Here is a 15,723-nt window from a genome sequence, read left to right as displayed (position 1 = left end):
TGTATCTATCTTATCCCGATAGGTTCAATCAGAATTACCTTCAATAACTGATAATTCTAAATATAAATTATCATACGCAAGAACCAGGCCATCTGTCAAAGTAATATTCTCATTTTTTAAAAATTTATGCCTATTTTGATTATGGGCGGCTCCTGCGTAACGTTTCTTTACCCTGTTTTTCACACGCATAAAACTTGGAATTAAAACTACACCTGTTTGTAAAAAAACCAAGCTATTCAATTAGAATAGCTTGGCTCATCCACCGACTGTTGCTTCATGAAAAGCAGCAAGTTTCCGTTCGAGTTCAGAAAGAATTTGTTTACCGGTATGTTCGTCGATGAGATTCAAACGAATGGCAAAATCAATTTCTCTTGAAAGGCCAAACATTTGTGTATCAAGCACCTCTTCGTAAAGTGGGCATTGAGGCATTGTCAGGTTGTCCATCTGTACTTCAATAAGCTTTCTAATTTTTTCAGCATCTGCTTTTAATAAAGCATATGCTTTCTCACTATGTTCTGTTGCTGCCCTCATGCTCAAGGCAATCCCTCCTACAAGCTGACTCCTTCTATTCATCTTATCTGTTCATTAAAAAAAAAGCAAGATGGTTTGCGTATAAAATCTTGATTCTTCAGACTATATGCCACAATTTCCGGGGGTAGCAATAGCTTCTGCTTTTTCTCTATTACCCGGTTGTGGTAGCATAAAAACTAGTTCCAATCAGCAGCTATTAAATTGGAGGAGTTCCTCATGAATTTCATTGTAATGATTCAGGGAAATGTTTATTTCCCAATCACCCTCGATCCTACTACATGGATCTTTGACGACCGTAAAATTGATCTCGATACGTATTTTGATACCGATCCTTCCGCTGAAGCACAGCCTTCCACGGAAGCTGATCACACAGCCAGACGGTTTGCAAAAGACCGCGAGGAAGGGTCAAACGCCCCGGATCCGGATCCTGGCCGGGGACGAACCAATAAGGTACGCAACAAAAAAGAAGCTATCATTAATGGATCCTTTGGCATTAGATTCGAGCCATTTTTGGAGAACGCCGAACCGAAAGAAGACGCCAGCCACGTCGTTGTGGAAACTGAAGCGGAAACTCATCTTGTCTCTCTTGAGGAAGCGAAAAATTTCATTGTGGCCTTTTCCCATAAAGGAAGCCCCTTGAAAGAAGACGGCCCAGTCCACATATATTACGGCGACGGATCCAATAAAGCCGCTCCTATTAGGCACGTGACAGGATTCCGGGTAAAATAATCAAAAACGACAGCTGGAGCAACCCCAGCTGTCGTTTTTTTATAATATATCTGCTGCAAGCTGGGCAAGGCCGGAGCGTTCCCCTTTTTCCAGTTTTACATGCCCGCTGATGCCCTGGTTTTTAAACATTTCAACCACATAAGCGAGTCCATTGTTCAGTTCATCAAGATACGGATGGTCGATCTGGGCTGGGTCGCCGAGAAAAACAATTTTACTGCCTTCCCCCACCCTTGTCAGTATCGTTTTCACTTCATGCTTTGTCAGGTTTTGGGCTTCATCAATAATAATATACTGATCCGGAATGCTGCGTCCGCGGATGTAGGTTAAAGCTTCCACTTGTATTGAGCCCATTCCGGCGAGAATGGAATCGAGCTCTCCGGGCTTTTTAGCATTAAATAAATACTCCAGGTTATCGTAGATAGGCTGCATCCAGGGACGCAGTTTTTCATCCTTTTCCCCCGGAAGATAACCTATATCCTTCCCAAGCGGAACGACAGGCCTTGCCACCAAAAGCTTATGATAACGCTCCATGTCTTCGATCTGCAGTAAACCGGCTGCTAGAGTTAACAGCGTCTTTCCAGTTCCTGCTCTTCCGGTTAACGTCACAAGCGGGATGTCTTCTCTGAGCAGCAGCTCAAGTGCCATCTTTTGTTCGACATTTTTCGGGCGGATGCCCCACACATGGTCGATATCGGAAGTAAATTTGCGAATTCTTTTTCCGGATTCATCGACTTTTGCAAGGGCCGATGAGCTGCTGAGGGCGTCCCTTAAGATGAGGAATTCATGAGGACAGAATCCTTCTTCCGAAACTTCTTCAGTGGCCAGGGAACCTTCCTCGAAAAAAGCGTCAAGCAGCGGCCGGTCCACCGTCAGCGTCTGATGCCCTTTGTAAATATTGTCGTACTGAGTGACGCGGTCATTCAGAAAGTCTTCGGCCGTTATACCGAGTGCGTCTGCTTTCACGCGCACAAGAGCATCTTTGCTGATAATGACGACATGGTAATCTCCCATCAACTCGTATTCGTCCTTTAAATTTTGAGCCACTGCCAGAATACGGTTGTCATTGGTTACCTCGATAAAGGTATCTTTCATGCTCTCATACGAACGGTGATTCAGTTCCACACGCAGTGTGCCTCCTGAACCAAGAGGCACGCCTTCATGCAGTCTGCCTTTTCCCCGGAAGCGGTCCAGAATCCTTGCTGTTTCTCTCGCATTCCTGCCAAGCTCATCCATTAATCGTTTTTTGGAATCAATTTCTTCTAATACTACAGCTGGAATTACGACATGATGTTCATCAAACTGGTAAATTGCCTGGGGATCTTGGAGCAGTACGTTCGTATCTAAAACGTAAATTTTTTTCATATCAGGTGCTTCCCCCTATCTTATCTCTATCGGGATATTTGCATTCAGTGTATGTTCCTCATAGCTTCAAGTACTTTATTGTCTAATTCTTCCGCCGCTTCCGGATCATATGTCTTTTCAAACACCGGTCCGCAGAGCATTTTTGATCCATAGAACATTACGTCCTTTACTTCAACAACATCCACTTCTATAATCGCAAGCGGAAAAGAAATTCCACTTACTTCGGTTGTTAAAATTTTCCTTGGCCTGCAATGGAATACGTAGTGCCTCCGCCGATGACAGTCATTGCCATGCCAGGGGTCTCCCGCAGGTTTTTCACAGCAGACGCCCGGGCATCAACAGCAAACCGTAGAATCCTTGGAGAAGCTGCATAAACCCATGAAACAGCGTGAACGTCCGGGGTGGAATTTTTCGGTTCGATAGTAGAAACCGTCACATATTGTTCCTGCTTTAATAAATGGACGATTTCTTCGGGTAGTTCGTCAAATACTCGACTAGCCATATGTATCCCCCCTTATATGTATAATAGTACCATTTTGATCAGAAAATTTGTCCAATCTTTTTCGGATTTCTCCGTTTATTTTTTCCTGTTCCCTTCATCTAATGCTCGTTCTGTTCTCAAAGCAGCGGCCGTGTTATACTTGATGCATATCTTTTGGCTGAGCAAAGCAGAGGTGAAACGAAATGATGCGTGTAAAGTGCGTAATCTGCGATGAAATTCATAAATTGGACGATGAAAATCCAGAAGCAAAAAAAATTCGGAACCGGCCGATTCACACTTATATGTGCCCCGAATGCCATGAACGCATTACTAGCCGGACAAATGAGCGAAAGGCTACAGGCCATTTCCATCTTTACCGGGATCCGGTGAAAAATAATAACTGGTGATAGCGGAATCCTAAAGATTCCCGGCTTTTCAACAAATGTTTTACTAAAATAAAAATTCCGGCTGCAGTAAAAACTGCAGCCGGAATTTTTATTATTTGGAAACGCTCTGGCGTTTTTCTTCGCGCTCGCGCTCGCCTTTTTGGAGAATTTTCTTTCTGAGACGGATGGAATCCGGAGTAACTTCGCAGTACTCGTCTGCGTTTAAATACTCAAGAGCTTCTTCAAGTGTAAGAATCCGCGGCCGTTTCATCGTTACGGTCTGATCTTTGTTAGCTGAACGCACGTTTGTCTGCTGCTTCGCCTTTGTCACGTTTACAGCCAAATCATTTTCCCGGCTGTGCTCGCCGACGATCATGCCTTCATAAATTTCAGTACCGGGCTCAACAAACATTGTACCGCGATCTTCAAGCTGCATCATACTATACGGAGTAGCTTTTCCATTTTCCATGGAAACGAGCACTCCCTGACGGCGGCCACCAATCTGTTCTTTAATATACGGACGGTATTCTTCAAACGTATGGTTCAGGATGCCGTAGCCTTTAGTCTGGGATAGGAATTCGTTCGTATATCCAACCAGACCACGGGATGGAATCATGAAATCGATCCGGACCTGGCCATCGCCTTTATTGACCATGTTTTCCATTTCGCCTTTACGCTCACCGAGAGACTCCATAACTGCTCCAGTATAATCTTCCGGCACATCAACCTGCAGACGCTCATACGGCTCACAAAGCACACCGTCCACTTCTTTAACGATTACCTGCGGCTTGGATACCTGGAGCTCAAAATCCTCGCGGCGCAGGTTTTCAATTAAGATGGATAGGTGAAGCTCACCACGTCCGGAAATCAACCATGCGTCCGGGCTGTCGGTTGGATCGACCCGGAGACTTACGTCTGTTTCGAGCTGCGTGAGCAGCCGCTCTTCAATTTTACGGCTCGTAATTTTAGAGCCTTCGCGTCCAGCAAACGGGCTGTTGTTCACAAGAATAGTCATTTGAAGCGTTGGTTCATCAATACGGAGTACCGGCAGTGCTTCCTGATGATCGACCGGGCATATTGTTTCTCCGACCATGATATCTTCCACTCCAGAAATAGCTGCGAGATCCCCTGCCTTGGCTTCGCTGATTTCTTCCTTTTTGAGACCGAAGAAACCAAACATTTTGGAAATCCGGAATTTTTTTACCGTACCGTCAAGCTTGACCAGTGCGGCATGATCACCTGTCCGGAGTGTCCCACGGAACACTCTTCCTACGCCGATTCTTCCAAGGTAGTCATTATAATCAAGCATCGCTATCTGGAACTGGAACGGCTCATCGCTGTTATCAAAAGGAACCGGCACGTTGTCTGAAATCATGCGGAAAATAACATCCATGTCCTCGTCCTGTTGTTCAGGATCTTCGCTTGCTGTTCCGTTAATAGCTGAAGCATAAACAACTGGAAAATCGATTTGGTCTTCGTTCGCTCCAAGCTCGATAAACAGGTCCAGCACTTCATCCACAACTTCTGACGGACGGGCCATATCGCGGTCGATTTTGTTTACTACTACCACCGGAGTTAAGTTTTGCTCCAGTGCTTTTTTCAAAACAAAACGCGTCTGCGGCATGCAGCCCTCGTAGGCGTCTACAACAAGAAGTACGCCGTCCACCATTTTCATGATGCGTTCTACTTCCCCGCCAAAATCCGCGTGGCCGGGAGTATCAAGAATATTGATACGCGTATCATGGTATTTCACTGCTGTGTTTTTGGCCAGAATTGTAATTCCGCGTTCTTTTTCAATATCGTTTGTGTCCATTGCCCGCTCGTCTACCTGTTCATTTTCCCGAAATGTTCCTGATTGACGAAGAAGCTGGTCGACGAGGGTTGTTTTCCCGTGGTCAACGTGGGCAATAATCGCGATATTGCGAATATCTTTGCGTAAAACTGTCACTATAAATCTCTCCTATTCTCTTGCTGCAATCATAACAAACCCTGGCGCTCGACGGGATCGTCTTCCATAAAGCCAGGGTTCTCATTGCCATTTTTATCTGAGTTCCTACCATTTACATTTTACATTGTCAGTATAACATATGCCGGGTTCCAATGAAGGAACACCGACTGGCAAGTTACCATCACAGACACTACTTTCTTCAATATAACATAAACCATCCCTGAATCAAAGCCGGCTGTACTTATTTGAGTTTTCTTTCCAAAGCCGATAAAATACTTATAGTATTATTTTAAAGGAAGAAGGGACTCTATGACAAAAGTACAGTGGTTATACCTGCTGCTTGCAGCGTTAGCTATTTTCGGCATCGCCTCTATCGGGATTGCTATTGCCGAAGCTTCCATTATTATTGCCGTTATATCCATCGCTGTAACGTGCTCAGCCTTTTATTTTGCCAGAAAGCTGAAAGCAAATTCTGCAACGTAGGCAAAAGCCAGTACGGGGGATCAGCTGTTCAGCATCCCCCGTACTTTCTCCTGCAGACCCGGACGTCCCGCCAGGTACGGCCCTTTTTCAAGCATCGAGGGCCGCTGATTATCGATCGTCGAAATATCCGCCCCGACTTCCCTTAACAACACTTCCGCCCCGGCAAAATCCCACGGTGCAAGCCAAAGGTTCACATAGGAATCAAGGCGGCCGCATGCTACATAGCAAAGTTCAATTGCAGCAGAACCATAGGCCCTGGTGCTTCTTGATTCATCCACAATATTACGCATCTGTCTGGCATAAGGAATTTTTTCGTTTTTAATCCATCTGGCGTTAATACCTACAATTGATTCTTTCAATTCTCCCGGCTTTAGCTTGGGCAGCTTGACATCGTTGCGGTATGCACCTCTTCCTTCCAGTGCGGTAAACCATTCGTCTGCCATAACATCATAGACAATGCCCACCTTGCCGATGCCATTTTCAAAAACGGCCAGGGATACAGCAAAATTAAACTGTTGATGCACAAAATTCGTCGTTCCATCTATTGGATCTATAATCCAGATAATGTCGTCGGTATCCATAATATCTGCTCCGGCTTCTTCTTCTCCTAGAATACGATGCCCGGGGTATTCCTCCATGATCTTTTTTGTTAACAGCCGCTCAATTTTAAAATCCATTTCTGTTACTAAATCATTTGGATTCGATTTTGTTTCTATAATTAAGCTTTCCTCCAGGGAAGCGCGAAGCAGCTCCCCGGCTTCCTGTATCCATTTTACAGCCTTCTGCTGCATTGCTGACCAATTCTCTTCCATTATAATCCTCTCCGCTTCTTCCATATGTATATGAGTTCTTGTTCCCTCAATACAATAAAATTATGCACCAATTTCCGCATAAAAAAGCCCGGACTGCTGTGCAGCAGTCCGGATCTTCTTACTTTATATTATACTTCCAGCCGAATCCACTCCTGGCGTAGCTGCTCTAAGCGGTATTTGCTGGCGTGAATGGATGTTAAATCTTCCTCTGCCATGGCGTCATGAAGGGTTACCAGTTCATAATCAATTTCTAAGCGCAGTACCGGGATTCGTTCTTCTGCATCTCTACGTTTAAACGCCTGAATTACTTGTTCCAAGTTTCCCACACCCCTTAAATGGAATAATAATGTCCCGAGCTGAAAGTTAACTTACGCTGGAAGTTCTTCTCAGAATGTTCAGAAAATATAAGATGCAGAACTATCGATGTTGTTCTGAAATTATATTTTGCGACGGCCTCTCCCTACTGTGTTTCCTGTGTATCTAACGATATACTGACAACATTTAAGCAATCGTTATTCTTTAAGGATTATTGGAATTATAAAACCTTTTTACCGGAAACGCAAGAAAAACACACAAAAATTTTCAGTATTTTTAAATTATTGCGTTTTCTTTATGATTCAATTGGTTGCCGGAGGCCCAGATTTTCAGTATGCTTGATGACAGACCAATTGAAAAAGGAGCATTCATTACATGAGCAGACAGCATTTCACCAAAAATGATTTTTCTATTATGCAGGCAGAAGGTCTTGAAAACCGCATGAATCAAATCCGGAATGACATTCAACCAGTTTTTTCCCGCCTGGCAGAACCGCTGGCTGAAGATCTTTCCGCAGATACGGGCGAAGAATTGTTTATTCATATTGCAAAACATGCCAGACGTTCTGTTCATCCCCCGGAAAGCACCTGGTTCGGTATTGCCCCGGATAGAAGAGGCTACAAAAAGCATCCTCATTTCCAGGTTGGACTTTTTGATGACCATTTATTCGTCTGGCTGACTCACATGTACGAAGTACCGGAAAAAACCGATATTGGGAAAATGTATCTTGACCGCCTATCTCAGCTTAATTCCCTTCCGGGCGACTATAAAATTTCCCCGGACCACACGAAACCGGAAGCATTTTTTATTCATGAAAACAAGGATAAGGTCATTCACACCCTCGAGCGTGTAAGGGATGTAAAAAAAGCGGAACTTCTGATCGGCCGTCAGTTTGATGCAGAAACGGCTGCTTCCTGGAACGATGACGAAACATACGATTATATCTACAGTACATTCAAAGAACTCCTCCCTTTATATCAGCTGTCATTGCAGACGGCATAAAAATGCCGGACGCTCTATCCTGAGCGTCCGGTCATATTAATTTTTTCCCCGGCTTCTGCTTTTCTGGCCTCCTGCACGGTTTTCCAGCAGTTCACTTCAGCATCCTCATCAAACTGGCGGAACATCTGCTTTTCCTCGCTTTTACTCGGAACGATTTCTTTAAATTTCCCATATAGTCCTAAAATATCCTCCCTGGGCACAGCCCTGCCGTGCGCTGTTTCAATCACTTGAAAAAACGTGGTCACATCGATAATTTCCTGTGTGGACCACTCCATGGATATAGGTATATTAACATTTTCCTTCATGACTGCTTCCCCCTTCGGTAATATTCTAGCAAATCCCGGCCGGAACGTCTCACAAAGTTATTTATTGACGGCAGGAAATCTGCTATAATTTGAATGTTTTTGAACGTAATGGAGGGACACATATGAATAGACAGCAGCTTACTCCGATATTCACTAAATTAAAAGAGCATATCCAGACGCAGCCCGTGCCTTTCCACATCCCCGGGCATAAAAACGGCACCGGAATGGATGAAGAGTTTCGTGAATTTATTGGCAGTAATATATTGAATATGGATTTGATTAATATCGAACCGCTTGATGATCTGCATCACCCTTCCGGCATTATTGATGAAGCACAGAAGCTTGCCGCAGAAGCCTTCGGTGCCGACTATACCTTTTTTTCCGTTCAGGGAACAAGCGGTGCCATTATGACAATGATCTTATCTGTTTGTGCTCCGGGAGACAAAATTCTCGTTCCAAGAAATGTGCACAAATCGATTATGAATGCGATCATTTTTTCAGGAGCCGTCCCGATATTTATGTATCCGGCGCTCGATGAAGAGTTCGGCATATCACATGGGATTACACCTTTAACAGCACAGCATGCTCTCGACAGACACCCTGATGCGAAAGCGCTGCTCGTGATTAACCCGACATATTTCGGTTTTTCCTCCGACCTTGGTGCCATTGCAGAAACCGCCCACCAGTACGATGTACCAGTCCTGGTCGATGAAGCTCACGGAGTGCACATTCATTTTCACGAAAGCCTCCCTCCTTCAGCCATGGAGGCGGGTGCTGACATGGCTGCTACAAGCGTGCATAAGCTCGGGGGATCGATGACCCAGAGCTCTGTATTAAATGTCCAGGGCACCCGGGTTTCCATTGCTCACGTCCAAGCAGTCTTCAGCATGCTGACAACAACATCTACATCGTATCCGCTTTTGGCCTCGCTCGATACTGCACGCAGGCAGCTTGCATTAAAGGGGCATAAGCTGATAGAAAATACGCTTGAAATCGCTGAAGAAGCCAGAGTCTTTATTAATTCTATTAACGGCCTCTACTGTGCGGGCGCTGAAATGCTTAAACAGAATACTGTCACCGCCATGGACCCGACCAAGCTGTTAATTTCTGTTCAACAGCTTGGCATTAATGGCTATGAAGCTGAAAAATGGCTGCGGGAGCATTATCGTATTGAGGTAGAGCTCTCCGATTTGTATAACATTCTATGCATCATCAGCTTTGGTGATACAAAAAAAGAAACATCGCTTCTCGTACAGGCAATGAAGGATCTCGCCCGGGAGTATTATGATCCTGACTCCTACACGGCTCCGGCAGTATTAAAGCTTCCGTCTATCCCGACCCTATCCATTGCTCCCCGTGATGCATTTTACGCCGAAAAAGAGACCATCGCTCTTTCAGAAAGTGCCGGCCGGATTATCGCAGAATTTATTATGATCTATCCGCCAGGCATCCCGGTTCTTCTTCCTGGCGAAATTATTACCGAAGAAAATTTAACGTACATTCAGGCTAACGCAGCAGCCGGACTGCCAGTCCAGGGCCCCGAAGACCCTTCTCTTCAAACTGTACGTGTTATCCAGGAGCAAAAGCCGATTCAATAAAAAAAGCAGCCAAGGCTGCTTCAGACTGTCGACAATGGCTCTCATTTTAGAGCGTGTCGGCAGTTTTTTTATGCTATGATAAAAAGAAATAGCCTGGAAAGGGGTTATCGCGCATGATGAGGCGGGATACGGAAGAAGCTCGTTACCGGGAAGCCACCATTCAGTTGGATCAGTTAGTGCCTGCGGACCACCTGGTCCGCCAGATCGAGGTCGCGGTGGATGCCGGCTATAAAACCCCGGCCATTGCTCATCTGCTTCGCGAGCAGGCCATTCGCCCGGTTATGCCTTATACCCGTCCCAAGGGCCCGCCGGGACGCTTGCGCAAACAGGACTTTGTGTATGATGCCTACCTGGACGCGTATCTCTGTCCCGAGCATCAGGCCCTGCGCTACCGCACCACGAATCGGGACGGTTATCAGGAGTATGTCTCGGATCCCGTCCTTTGTCAGTCCTGCCCGCTGCTCGAGACCTGTACCCAAAGCCGGGATCACCGGAAGGTGATCCTCCGCCACGTCTGGCAGGACGATCTGGACGAAGCCGAACACCTTCGGCACACCCCGTGGAACCGGAGGACCTATGCGGAACGAAAAGAAACCATCGAACGGATTTTTGCGGATCTCAAACAAAAGCATGGCTTGCGCTGGACGCTCCTCGCCGGAGGGGCACGAAACACCGCGCAGGCGATGCTTGTTTATGCGGTGATGAACCTCAAAAAACTCGCCACCTGGCGGTGGCGACAGACGTGCGCCGTCCGTTGGATGCTTCTTTTTCCCTCAATAGCACAAACAAAGGCCTCCGAAAATGAATTTCGGAGGCCTTTGTCTACAATCTGAAAGCAGCCAAGGCTGCTTTTTTTGCTTTTACATATAATAGGGCAGCTTGGCATTAATGAAAGACATAATTTCTTCGAGAAGCCATACTTCTTCTTTTTCCAGCTCTTTCATCCCTGCCTCTCTTGAAACAATAATTCCCCCGACAAATACTTCACTCTCATAAAACGGAAGCATCCAGTTATACATTCCTTCTTCCCTGCAGCAAAACACTGTTCTTTCTATATCAGCCAGAAGCAAAAGACCGTTTTGAATATCCATTTCCTTCGTAAATACCGGATGCACGTCCCCGTCCTGCCATTCAAAATGCGTCCATTTATTAACATACAGCGAAATCAGGTCTTTATGCGGCCAGTATTTTTGGAATGCATTCATAACATCGTGCAGGAAGCCTTCAGGCGTTATGGAATAATCATGGGCAAGGCCTACGTGCAACCTTATTTCATCATAGAGTGCAGAATGGTCCATAGATGTTCCCCCTTCGTGTGAATCCTATTCATTTTTAATCAATATAGCATTAATATGGTGCCTATTAAAAATTTTCAACAAAATTCGACATAAAAAGCTTTTATATCACGCATTTTTCTACTCTTTTTCTATATATTGGGGATCGATAAACGAATAGCCTTTCTCATTAAATCCTTCAATAATTGGACCGAGCGCTTCTTTCGTCCATTCCCGGTCATGCATAAGAATATTAGCGCCGTCCGTTAACAGTTCCGTGTTGAGCGTAATATCCGTGAGCGCTTCTGCTTCCTGGTATTTTGCTTCAAAATCATACCCATACGTCCAATTCATTTTTATCATACCGTGTTCTTTAGCATATTCATCACTAAATGAAGTATTCTGTCCAAACGGAGCACGGAAAAATGCGGGTGCTTCTCCGGTTATTTCTTTCACAAGTTCATCGGTTTCTTTTAATTCTTCAAGCTGCTCATCTTCTGATAACTTTGGAAGCGAAGAATGAGTAGTCGTATGATTACCTATCGCAAACCCCATGTCGTGTATTTTTTTCAGGGCCTTTCTGCCTTCTTCATCTTTTAAAAACATACCATTTACAAAAAAGATGGCAGGTACTTCATTTTCTGCTAAAATATCCGCGATTTTTACAGCATTTCCATCCGGAGCATCATCAAATGTGAGAAGAACTTCCTCGCCTTCGCTTTCTTCTGCCTGAACCGTCCAGTTTGCTTCATTAACTTTATAAATTAGTTCTTCCTCCCTCGATACCGCTGCTTTTTCGTCTTCTTTTTTCTCCTCATATTTCTCCAGGGCTTCCTCATGCGCAGCGGTATCTGTTCTTTCCTTTTTTTCTGCATCTGCATTGCCTTCTCCTGCATTCGAACAGGCTGCAAGAAGTGCAGCCAGCGATGATAATATCAGCATTTTTTTCAACCCCGAGTCCCCCTGTTTAATTATTCCCTTTTATATTTTAGCAAAATTCCTGCAAAGACAGGGCTAAAAGTCTAAAAAATTTCTATAAAATGTTAATAATAACTTTTGTATGGAAATATTAACGCTGCTTATTGCCCGTAGGTATTTTTTAACAATTATATATAAAGCCTTCTGGGTTTGGGGACCTAGGTTTAGGGTATATATTATTCATGCCTCCTGGTTGCGTATGAAGATATGAGTGTTATAATAATCATCGTTGTCATTTATTAAATAGGTATGTACCTGCTTGCTGAAATTGCAACTATCCCCTCTTTTGCTGAGTACCGCTGCCTAAAAATCAAATACCCCGCTAAAAGAAAGGTGGAATGTAAAAAGTCATGAGAAAATTAACAAGCGTCTTTTTTGTGACCCTGATAGCGGCGCTTGCGGTAATCATCTGGGGTGTTGTCACGCCAGGAAATTTAAATACAGTGACCGGTGAGATCCAGGGATGGATTGTTACTAATCTCGGATGGTTTTATCTAATATCCGCAACGTCTTTTGTTATCTTTTGTATTTACTTAGTGTTCAGTCCATACGGGAAAATCCGTTTAGGAAAACCGGACGAGCGTCCGGAGTACAGTTACTTAACATGGTTTTCATTTCTATTCACAGCCGGTATGGGGATCGGCCTAGTATACTGGGGTGTTGCTGAGCCTCTTTATCATTATTACGGTGGTCCGGAATCTGAACCTGAATCCCAGGCTGCGACAGCGGATGCCATTCGTCTTTCGTTTTTCCACTGGGGACTTCACCCGTGGGCGATCTATTCCGTAGTGGCCCTAGGCCTGGCTTATTTTCAGTTCCGACATAATGCTCCCGGCATTATCAGTTCAGTCTTTCGCCCGCTTCTAGGCGACCGTGTCGATGGGTGGATGGGCACACTGATCAACTTTATCGCTGTGTTCGCTACTATTTTTGGTGTTGCCCAATCCCTCGGGTATGGAGCCACCCAGGTAAACGGCGGATTGAGCTTTATATTCGAAGGAATCAATCTTAACCTTCCGACACAATTGATTATTATTCTTGTCTTTACTATTATTTACCTTGCATCAGCTACGACCGGCTTAAACAGAGGTATTCGTTACTTAAGCTGGGCAAATATCGCATTAGCTGCGCTTTTGATGCTATTTGTTCTTCTCGCCGGCCCAACTGCAAGTATTTTAAACTCTTTTACCACCGGTATTGGTTCTTATTTGCAGACGTTTCCTGATCAAAGCTTTACCACTTATGAGTATACAGGGGATCGGGCATGGCTTGATTCATGGACGATATTCTATTGGGCATGGTGGATTGCGTGGGCACCATTTGTTGGTACCTTTATTGCCCGCGTATCCCGCGGCCGGACTATCCGTGAATTTATAACCGGCGTTCTGCTCGTGCCATCACTATTTTCATTTGTGTGGTTTGCCGTTTTTGCAACTACCGGTATTGCTGAAGACAATGCCCAAAACGGCGGTTTGTACGACTTAATGACGAGCCAGAGTGATGAAATTGCTCTATTCGGCCTGCTTGACACCCTTCCTTTGGGTGCAATCACAGGGTTTATAGCACTTCTTTTGATTATGAGCTTTTTCATTACTTCCGCAGACTCGGCAACGTTTGTGTTGGGGATGCAGACGACAAACGGGAGCCTGAATCCACCGGTTTCCATTAAATTCATCTGGGGACTTGTTATTTCCGGCTCTGCAGCGATGCTGCTTGCCTCCGGAGGTATTGAAGGCGTACAGATCGTTATGACCATTGCAGCCCTGCCGTTTACGGTGGTAATGATACTGATGTGTGTATCACTGCTGAAAGCTCTCCAGACCGACCGCACCATTCTTAATAAAGAACGCAAGCTTCGTCAGGATGATGAAACAGGACTTTCCCGTCGCGAACGTGAGCAGCTTCGCAAAGAACAGGAAGAGCTTCAAAAAGACCTGACTGGCAAAGAGTAGCTTCTAAACAAAATAAGAAATCCCCGGCCTCTGCGCCGGGGATTTCATTATACTGAGAAGGCACGAAATATTCTGCTTCCTTGAGCAGATACCCTTCTCCTTTACACAAGAAGGCCACGGCTGTGATAAGCCGCGGCCTTCTTATTTTTATTAAGTGATGTGAATTGGCATGCCAAGTGCTGCTTCTGCCGTTTCCATCGTAATCTCACCTAACGTTGGATGAGCATGAACGGTCATCGCCACATCTTCTGCTGTCATGCCTGCTTCAATTGCCAGGCCTGCTTCTGCAATCATGTCAGAAGCGTTAGGGCCAACGATTTGGGCCCCGATGACTAATCCATCATCCTTGCGTGTAATCAGCTTCATGAAGCCTTCAGAGACATCCAGAGACAACGCCCGTCCGTTAGCCTGGAACGGGAACTTCGCAGATTTTACATCAAAGCCTGCTTCTTTCGCATCTTCTTCTGTATATCCAACGCTTGCAAGCTCCGGATCTGAGAAAACAACCATTGGCATGCCGAGATAATCGACTGCTGCTGCTTCTCCTGCTATAGCCTCTGCAGCTACTTTCGCTTCGTAGGAAGCTTTATGAGCAAGCGGGAGACCAGGTACAATGTCACCGATGGCGTAGATGTTATCTACACTTGTGCGGGACTGCTCGTCCACCTGGATCAGGCCGCGTTCGCCTATCTCTACGCCAATCTGCTCAAGCCCAAGTTCTTCTGTATTTGGACGGCGTCCAACAGCAACGAGTACATACTCTGCTTCAAACGTTTTTTCTTCACCTTTTACTTCAGCTGTCAGGGTTACACTGTCCTCAGATTCTTCAACGCCCTGCGCAAATGCTTCTGTTTGAATATCAACACCCTGTGCTTTTAATTTCTTCTGCACCGGCTGAGTCATCTGCTTTTCAAAGCCCTGGGAAAGAATACGATTCTCGCCTTCAAGCACCGTAACCTCTGTACCTAGGTTTGCGTAGGCACCAGCCATCTCGATGCCGATGTAGCCGCCGCCGACCACAATCATGCTTTTCGGAATTTCTTCGAGGTTTAAGCCGCCAGTGGAGTCAAGTACACGTTTTCCGAACGGAAGCGGCTTGAGTTCCACCGGACGGGAGCCCGTAGCAATGATGCAGTTGTTAAATTTATACGTCTGAGAGCTGTATTCATCCGTGGAAACTTTTACCTGATCCTTGTCGGAGAAGTAAGCTTCCCCTTTTACAATGTTTACCTTGTTTGCTTTTAGAAGGGATTCGACACCGCCAGTAAGCTTTTCAACAACGCTCCCTTTCCACTCCTGTACCTTTGTGAAATCCACGTCGGCACCCTTCGAGGTGATACCCATGTTTTCTGCGCCTTCATTGGCTTCGTGAAAACGGTGCCCCGCCTGGATTAATGCTTTGGACGGTACGCAGCCTACGTTTAAGCAGACTCCGCCCAGATTCCCTTTTTCTATGATCGTTACTTTTTGTCCAAGCTGGGCGGCACGGATGGCTGCAACATAGCCACCCGGACCGGCACCTACAACTAGCGTGTCAATTTCTTCTGCAAAATCTCCTACTACCATG

17 protein-coding genes and 1 pseudogene are annotated in these 15,723 nt (G+C 45.4%); 7 read left to right on the top strand and 11 right to left on the bottom strand.

Annotated features, from left to right (window positions below):
• Positions 1 to 24: 24 nt before the first annotated feature.
• Complete coding sequence (locus Q9M42_RS00410) at positions 25 to 231, bottom strand: hypothetical protein (RefSeq protein WP_322524567.1); 207 nt, start codon at positions 229 to 231, stop codon at positions 25 to 27.
• A gap of 24 nt (positions 232 to 255) precedes the next feature.
• Positions 256 to 531, bottom strand: a complete 276-nt coding sequence (locus Q9M42_RS00405) for a YlaN family protein (protein ID WP_094907905.1) — start codon at positions 529 to 531, stop codon at positions 256 to 258.
• Positions 532 to 747: 216 nt separating this feature from the next.
• Here Q9M42_RS00405 and Q9M42_RS00400 point away from each other — a divergent pair, with 216 nt between their 5' ends.
• A complete protein-coding gene (locus Q9M42_RS00400; protein ID WP_322524566.1) occupies positions 748 to 1,260 on the top strand; it encodes a peptidyl-prolyl cis-trans isomerase in 513 nt (170 codons plus the stop codon).
• Between the two features lie 39 nt (positions 1,261 to 1,299).
• On the opposite strand, the gene Q9M42_RS00395 is transcribed toward Q9M42_RS00400, so the two are convergent.
• Entirely contained in the window at positions 1,300 to 2,622 is a 1,323-nt protein-coding gene (locus tag Q9M42_RS00395) for a PhoH family protein (protein WP_322524565.1), read from the bottom strand.
• Between the two features lie 229 nt (positions 2,623 to 2,851).
• Positions 2,852 to 3,124, bottom strand: coding sequence for a pyridoxamine 5'-phosphate oxidase family protein (locus Q9M42_RS00390; protein WP_322524564.1), 273 nt, complete (start codon positions 3,122 to 3,124; stop codon positions 2,852 to 2,854).
• A 185-nt stretch (positions 3,125 to 3,309) separates the two neighbouring features.
• Between Q9M42_RS00390 and Q9M42_RS00385 the strand changes: the two genes are divergently transcribed.
• On the top strand, positions 3,310 to 3,510 hold the full coding sequence (locus Q9M42_RS00385) for a YlaI family protein (RefSeq protein WP_322525236.1): 201 nt from the start codon (positions 3,310 to 3,312) through the stop codon (positions 3,508 to 3,510).
• Positions 3,511 to 3,601: 91 nt separating this feature from the next.
• Here Q9M42_RS00385 and typA read toward each other — a convergent pair whose 3' ends face one another.
• Positions 3,602 to 5,437, bottom strand: a complete 1,836-nt coding sequence (gene typA, locus Q9M42_RS00380) for a translational GTPase TypA (protein WP_322524563.1) — start codon at positions 5,435 to 5,437, stop codon at positions 3,602 to 3,604.
• 309 nt (positions 5,438 to 5,746) lie between these two features.
• Here typA and Q9M42_RS00375 point away from each other — a divergent pair, with 309 nt between their 5' ends.
• On the top strand, positions 5,747 to 5,920 hold the full coding sequence (locus Q9M42_RS00375) for a DUF5325 family protein (protein WP_322524562.1): 174 nt from the start codon (positions 5,747 to 5,749) through the stop codon (positions 5,918 to 5,920).
• A 20-nt stretch (positions 5,921 to 5,940) separates the two neighbouring features.
• On the opposite strand, the gene Q9M42_RS00370 is transcribed toward Q9M42_RS00375, so the two are convergent.
• Together Q9M42_RS00370 and Q9M42_RS00365 are read right to left on the bottom strand one after the other, a co-directional pair.
• Positions 5,941 to 6,732, bottom strand: coding sequence for an inositol monophosphatase family protein (locus tag Q9M42_RS00370; protein WP_322524561.1), 792 nt, complete (start codon positions 6,730 to 6,732; stop codon positions 5,941 to 5,943).
• A gap of 128 nt (positions 6,733 to 6,860) precedes the next feature.
• Positions 6,861 to 7,049, bottom strand: a complete 189-nt coding sequence (locus Q9M42_RS00365) for a hypothetical protein (RefSeq protein ID WP_022792649.1) — start codon at positions 7,047 to 7,049, stop codon at positions 6,861 to 6,863.
• Between the two features lie 373 nt (positions 7,050 to 7,422).
• Here Q9M42_RS00365 and Q9M42_RS00360 point away from each other — a divergent pair, with 373 nt between their 5' ends.
• Positions 7,423 to 8,049 (top strand): DUF1054 domain-containing protein, encoded by a 627-nt coding sequence (locus Q9M42_RS00360; protein ID WP_322524560.1) that lies wholly within the window; start codon positions 7,423 to 7,425, stop codon positions 8,047 to 8,049.
• A 14-nt stretch (positions 8,050 to 8,063) separates the two neighbouring features.
• Here the strand turns inward: Q9M42_RS00360 and Q9M42_RS00355 are convergent, their stop codons facing one another.
• Positions 8,064 to 8,354, bottom strand: a complete 291-nt coding sequence (locus Q9M42_RS00355; protein WP_322524559.1) for a UPF0223 family protein — start codon at positions 8,352 to 8,354, stop codon at positions 8,064 to 8,066.
• Positions 8,355 to 8,476: 122 nt separating this feature from the next.
• Between Q9M42_RS00355 and Q9M42_RS00350 the strand changes: the two genes are divergently transcribed.
• Positions 8,477 to 9,952: an aminotransferase class I/II-fold pyridoxal phosphate-dependent enzyme gene (locus Q9M42_RS00350; protein ID WP_322524558.1), complete on the top strand. Its 1,476-nt coding sequence runs from the start codon at positions 8,477 to 8,479 to the stop codon at positions 9,950 to 9,952.
• Between the two features lie 209 nt (positions 9,953 to 10,161).
• Positions 10,162 to 10,785 (top strand): annotated as a pseudogene (locus tag Q9M42_RS00345) (transposase); the annotation flags it as partial.
• Positions 10,786 to 10,812: 27 nt separating this feature from the next.
• On the opposite strand, the gene Q9M42_RS00340 reads toward Q9M42_RS00345, so the two are convergent.
• Positions 10,813 to 11,250 carry a hypothetical protein gene (locus Q9M42_RS00340; protein WP_322524557.1) on the bottom strand — a complete coding sequence of 146 codons (438 nt, stop codon included), beginning with the start codon at positions 11,248 to 11,250 and terminating at the stop codon, positions 10,813 to 10,815.
• 117 nt (positions 11,251 to 11,367) lie between these two features.
• Positions 11,368 to 12,168: a polysaccharide deacetylase family protein gene (locus tag Q9M42_RS00335; RefSeq protein ID WP_322525235.1), complete on the bottom strand. Its 801-nt coding sequence runs from the start codon at positions 12,166 to 12,168 to the stop codon at positions 11,368 to 11,370.
• A gap of 386 nt (positions 12,169 to 12,554) precedes the next feature.
• On the opposite strand from Q9M42_RS00335, the gene Q9M42_RS00330 reads away from it, so the two are divergent.
• On the top strand, positions 12,555 to 14,156 hold the full coding sequence (locus Q9M42_RS00330; protein ID WP_322524556.1) for a BCCT family transporter: 1,602 nt from the start codon (positions 12,555 to 12,557) through the stop codon (positions 14,154 to 14,156).
• Positions 14,157 to 14,306: 150 nt separating this feature from the next.
• Here Q9M42_RS00330 and lpdA read toward each other — a convergent pair whose 3' ends face one another.
• Positions 14,307 to 15,722: a dihydrolipoyl dehydrogenase gene (gene lpdA, locus Q9M42_RS00325; RefSeq protein ID WP_322524555.1), complete on the bottom strand. Its 1,416-nt coding sequence runs from the start codon at positions 15,720 to 15,722 to the stop codon at positions 14,307 to 14,309.
• Between the last annotated feature and the right edge of the window lies 1 nt (position 15,723).

It is taken from the genome of Marinococcus luteus (assembly GCF_034497705.1).
In the GTDB taxonomy this organism is placed as follows: Bacteria; Bacillota; Bacilli; order Bacillales; family Marinococcaceae; genus Marinococcus; species Marinococcus luteus_A.
The sequence above is the reverse complement of the archived record's forward strand: the minus strand, read 5'-3'. Positions and strand labels throughout refer to the sequence as shown.

Coding starts and splice junctions, on each gene's coding strand:
- Q9M42_RS00405 (WP_094907905.1), bottom strand. CDS start 531: ATGAGGGCAGCAACAGAACATAGTGAGAAAGCATATGCTTTATTAAAA.
- Q9M42_RS00400 (WP_322524566.1), top strand. CDS start 748: ATGAATTTCATTGTAATGATTCAGGGAAATGTTTATTTCCCAATCACC.
- Q9M42_RS00395 (WP_322524565.1), bottom strand. CDS start 2,622: ATGAAAAAAATTTACGTTTTAGATACGAACGTACTGCTCCAAGATCCC.
- Q9M42_RS00390 (WP_322524564.1), bottom strand. CDS start 3,124: ATGGCTAGTCGAGTATTTGACGAACTACCCGAAGAAATCGTCCATTTA.
- Q9M42_RS00385 (WP_322525236.1), top strand. CDS start 3,310: ATGCGTGTAAAGTGCGTAATCTGCGATGAAATTCATAAATTGGACGAT.
- Q9M42_RS00375 (WP_322524562.1), top strand. CDS start 5,747: ATGACAAAAGTACAGTGGTTATACCTGCTGCTTGCAGCGTTAGCTATT.
- Q9M42_RS00370 (WP_322524561.1), bottom strand. CDS start 6,732: ATGGAAGAGAATTGGTCAGCAATGCAGCAGAAGGCTGTAAAATGGATA.
- Q9M42_RS00360 (WP_322524560.1), top strand. CDS start 7,423: ATGAGCAGACAGCATTTCACCAAAAATGATTTTTCTATTATGCAGGCA.
- Q9M42_RS00355 (WP_322524559.1), bottom strand. CDS start 8,354: ATGAAGGAAAATGTTAATATACCTATATCCATGGAGTGGTCCACACAG.
- Q9M42_RS00350 (WP_322524558.1), top strand. CDS start 8,477: ATGAATAGACAGCAGCTTACTCCGATATTCACTAAATTAAAAGAGCAT.
- Q9M42_RS00340 (WP_322524557.1), bottom strand. CDS start 11,250: ATGGACCATTCTGCACTCTATGATGAAATAAGGTTGCACGTAGGCCTT.
- Q9M42_RS00335 (WP_322525235.1), bottom strand. CDS start 12,168: ATGCTGATATTATCATCGCTGGCTGCACTTCTTGCAGCCTGTTCGAAT.
- Q9M42_RS00330 (WP_322524556.1), top strand. CDS start 12,555: ATGAGAAAATTAACAAGCGTCTTTTTTGTGACCCTGATAGCGGCGCTT.
- lpdA (WP_322524555.1), bottom strand. CDS start 15,722: ATGGTAGTAGGAGATTTTGCAGAAGAAATTGACACGCTAGTTGTAGGT.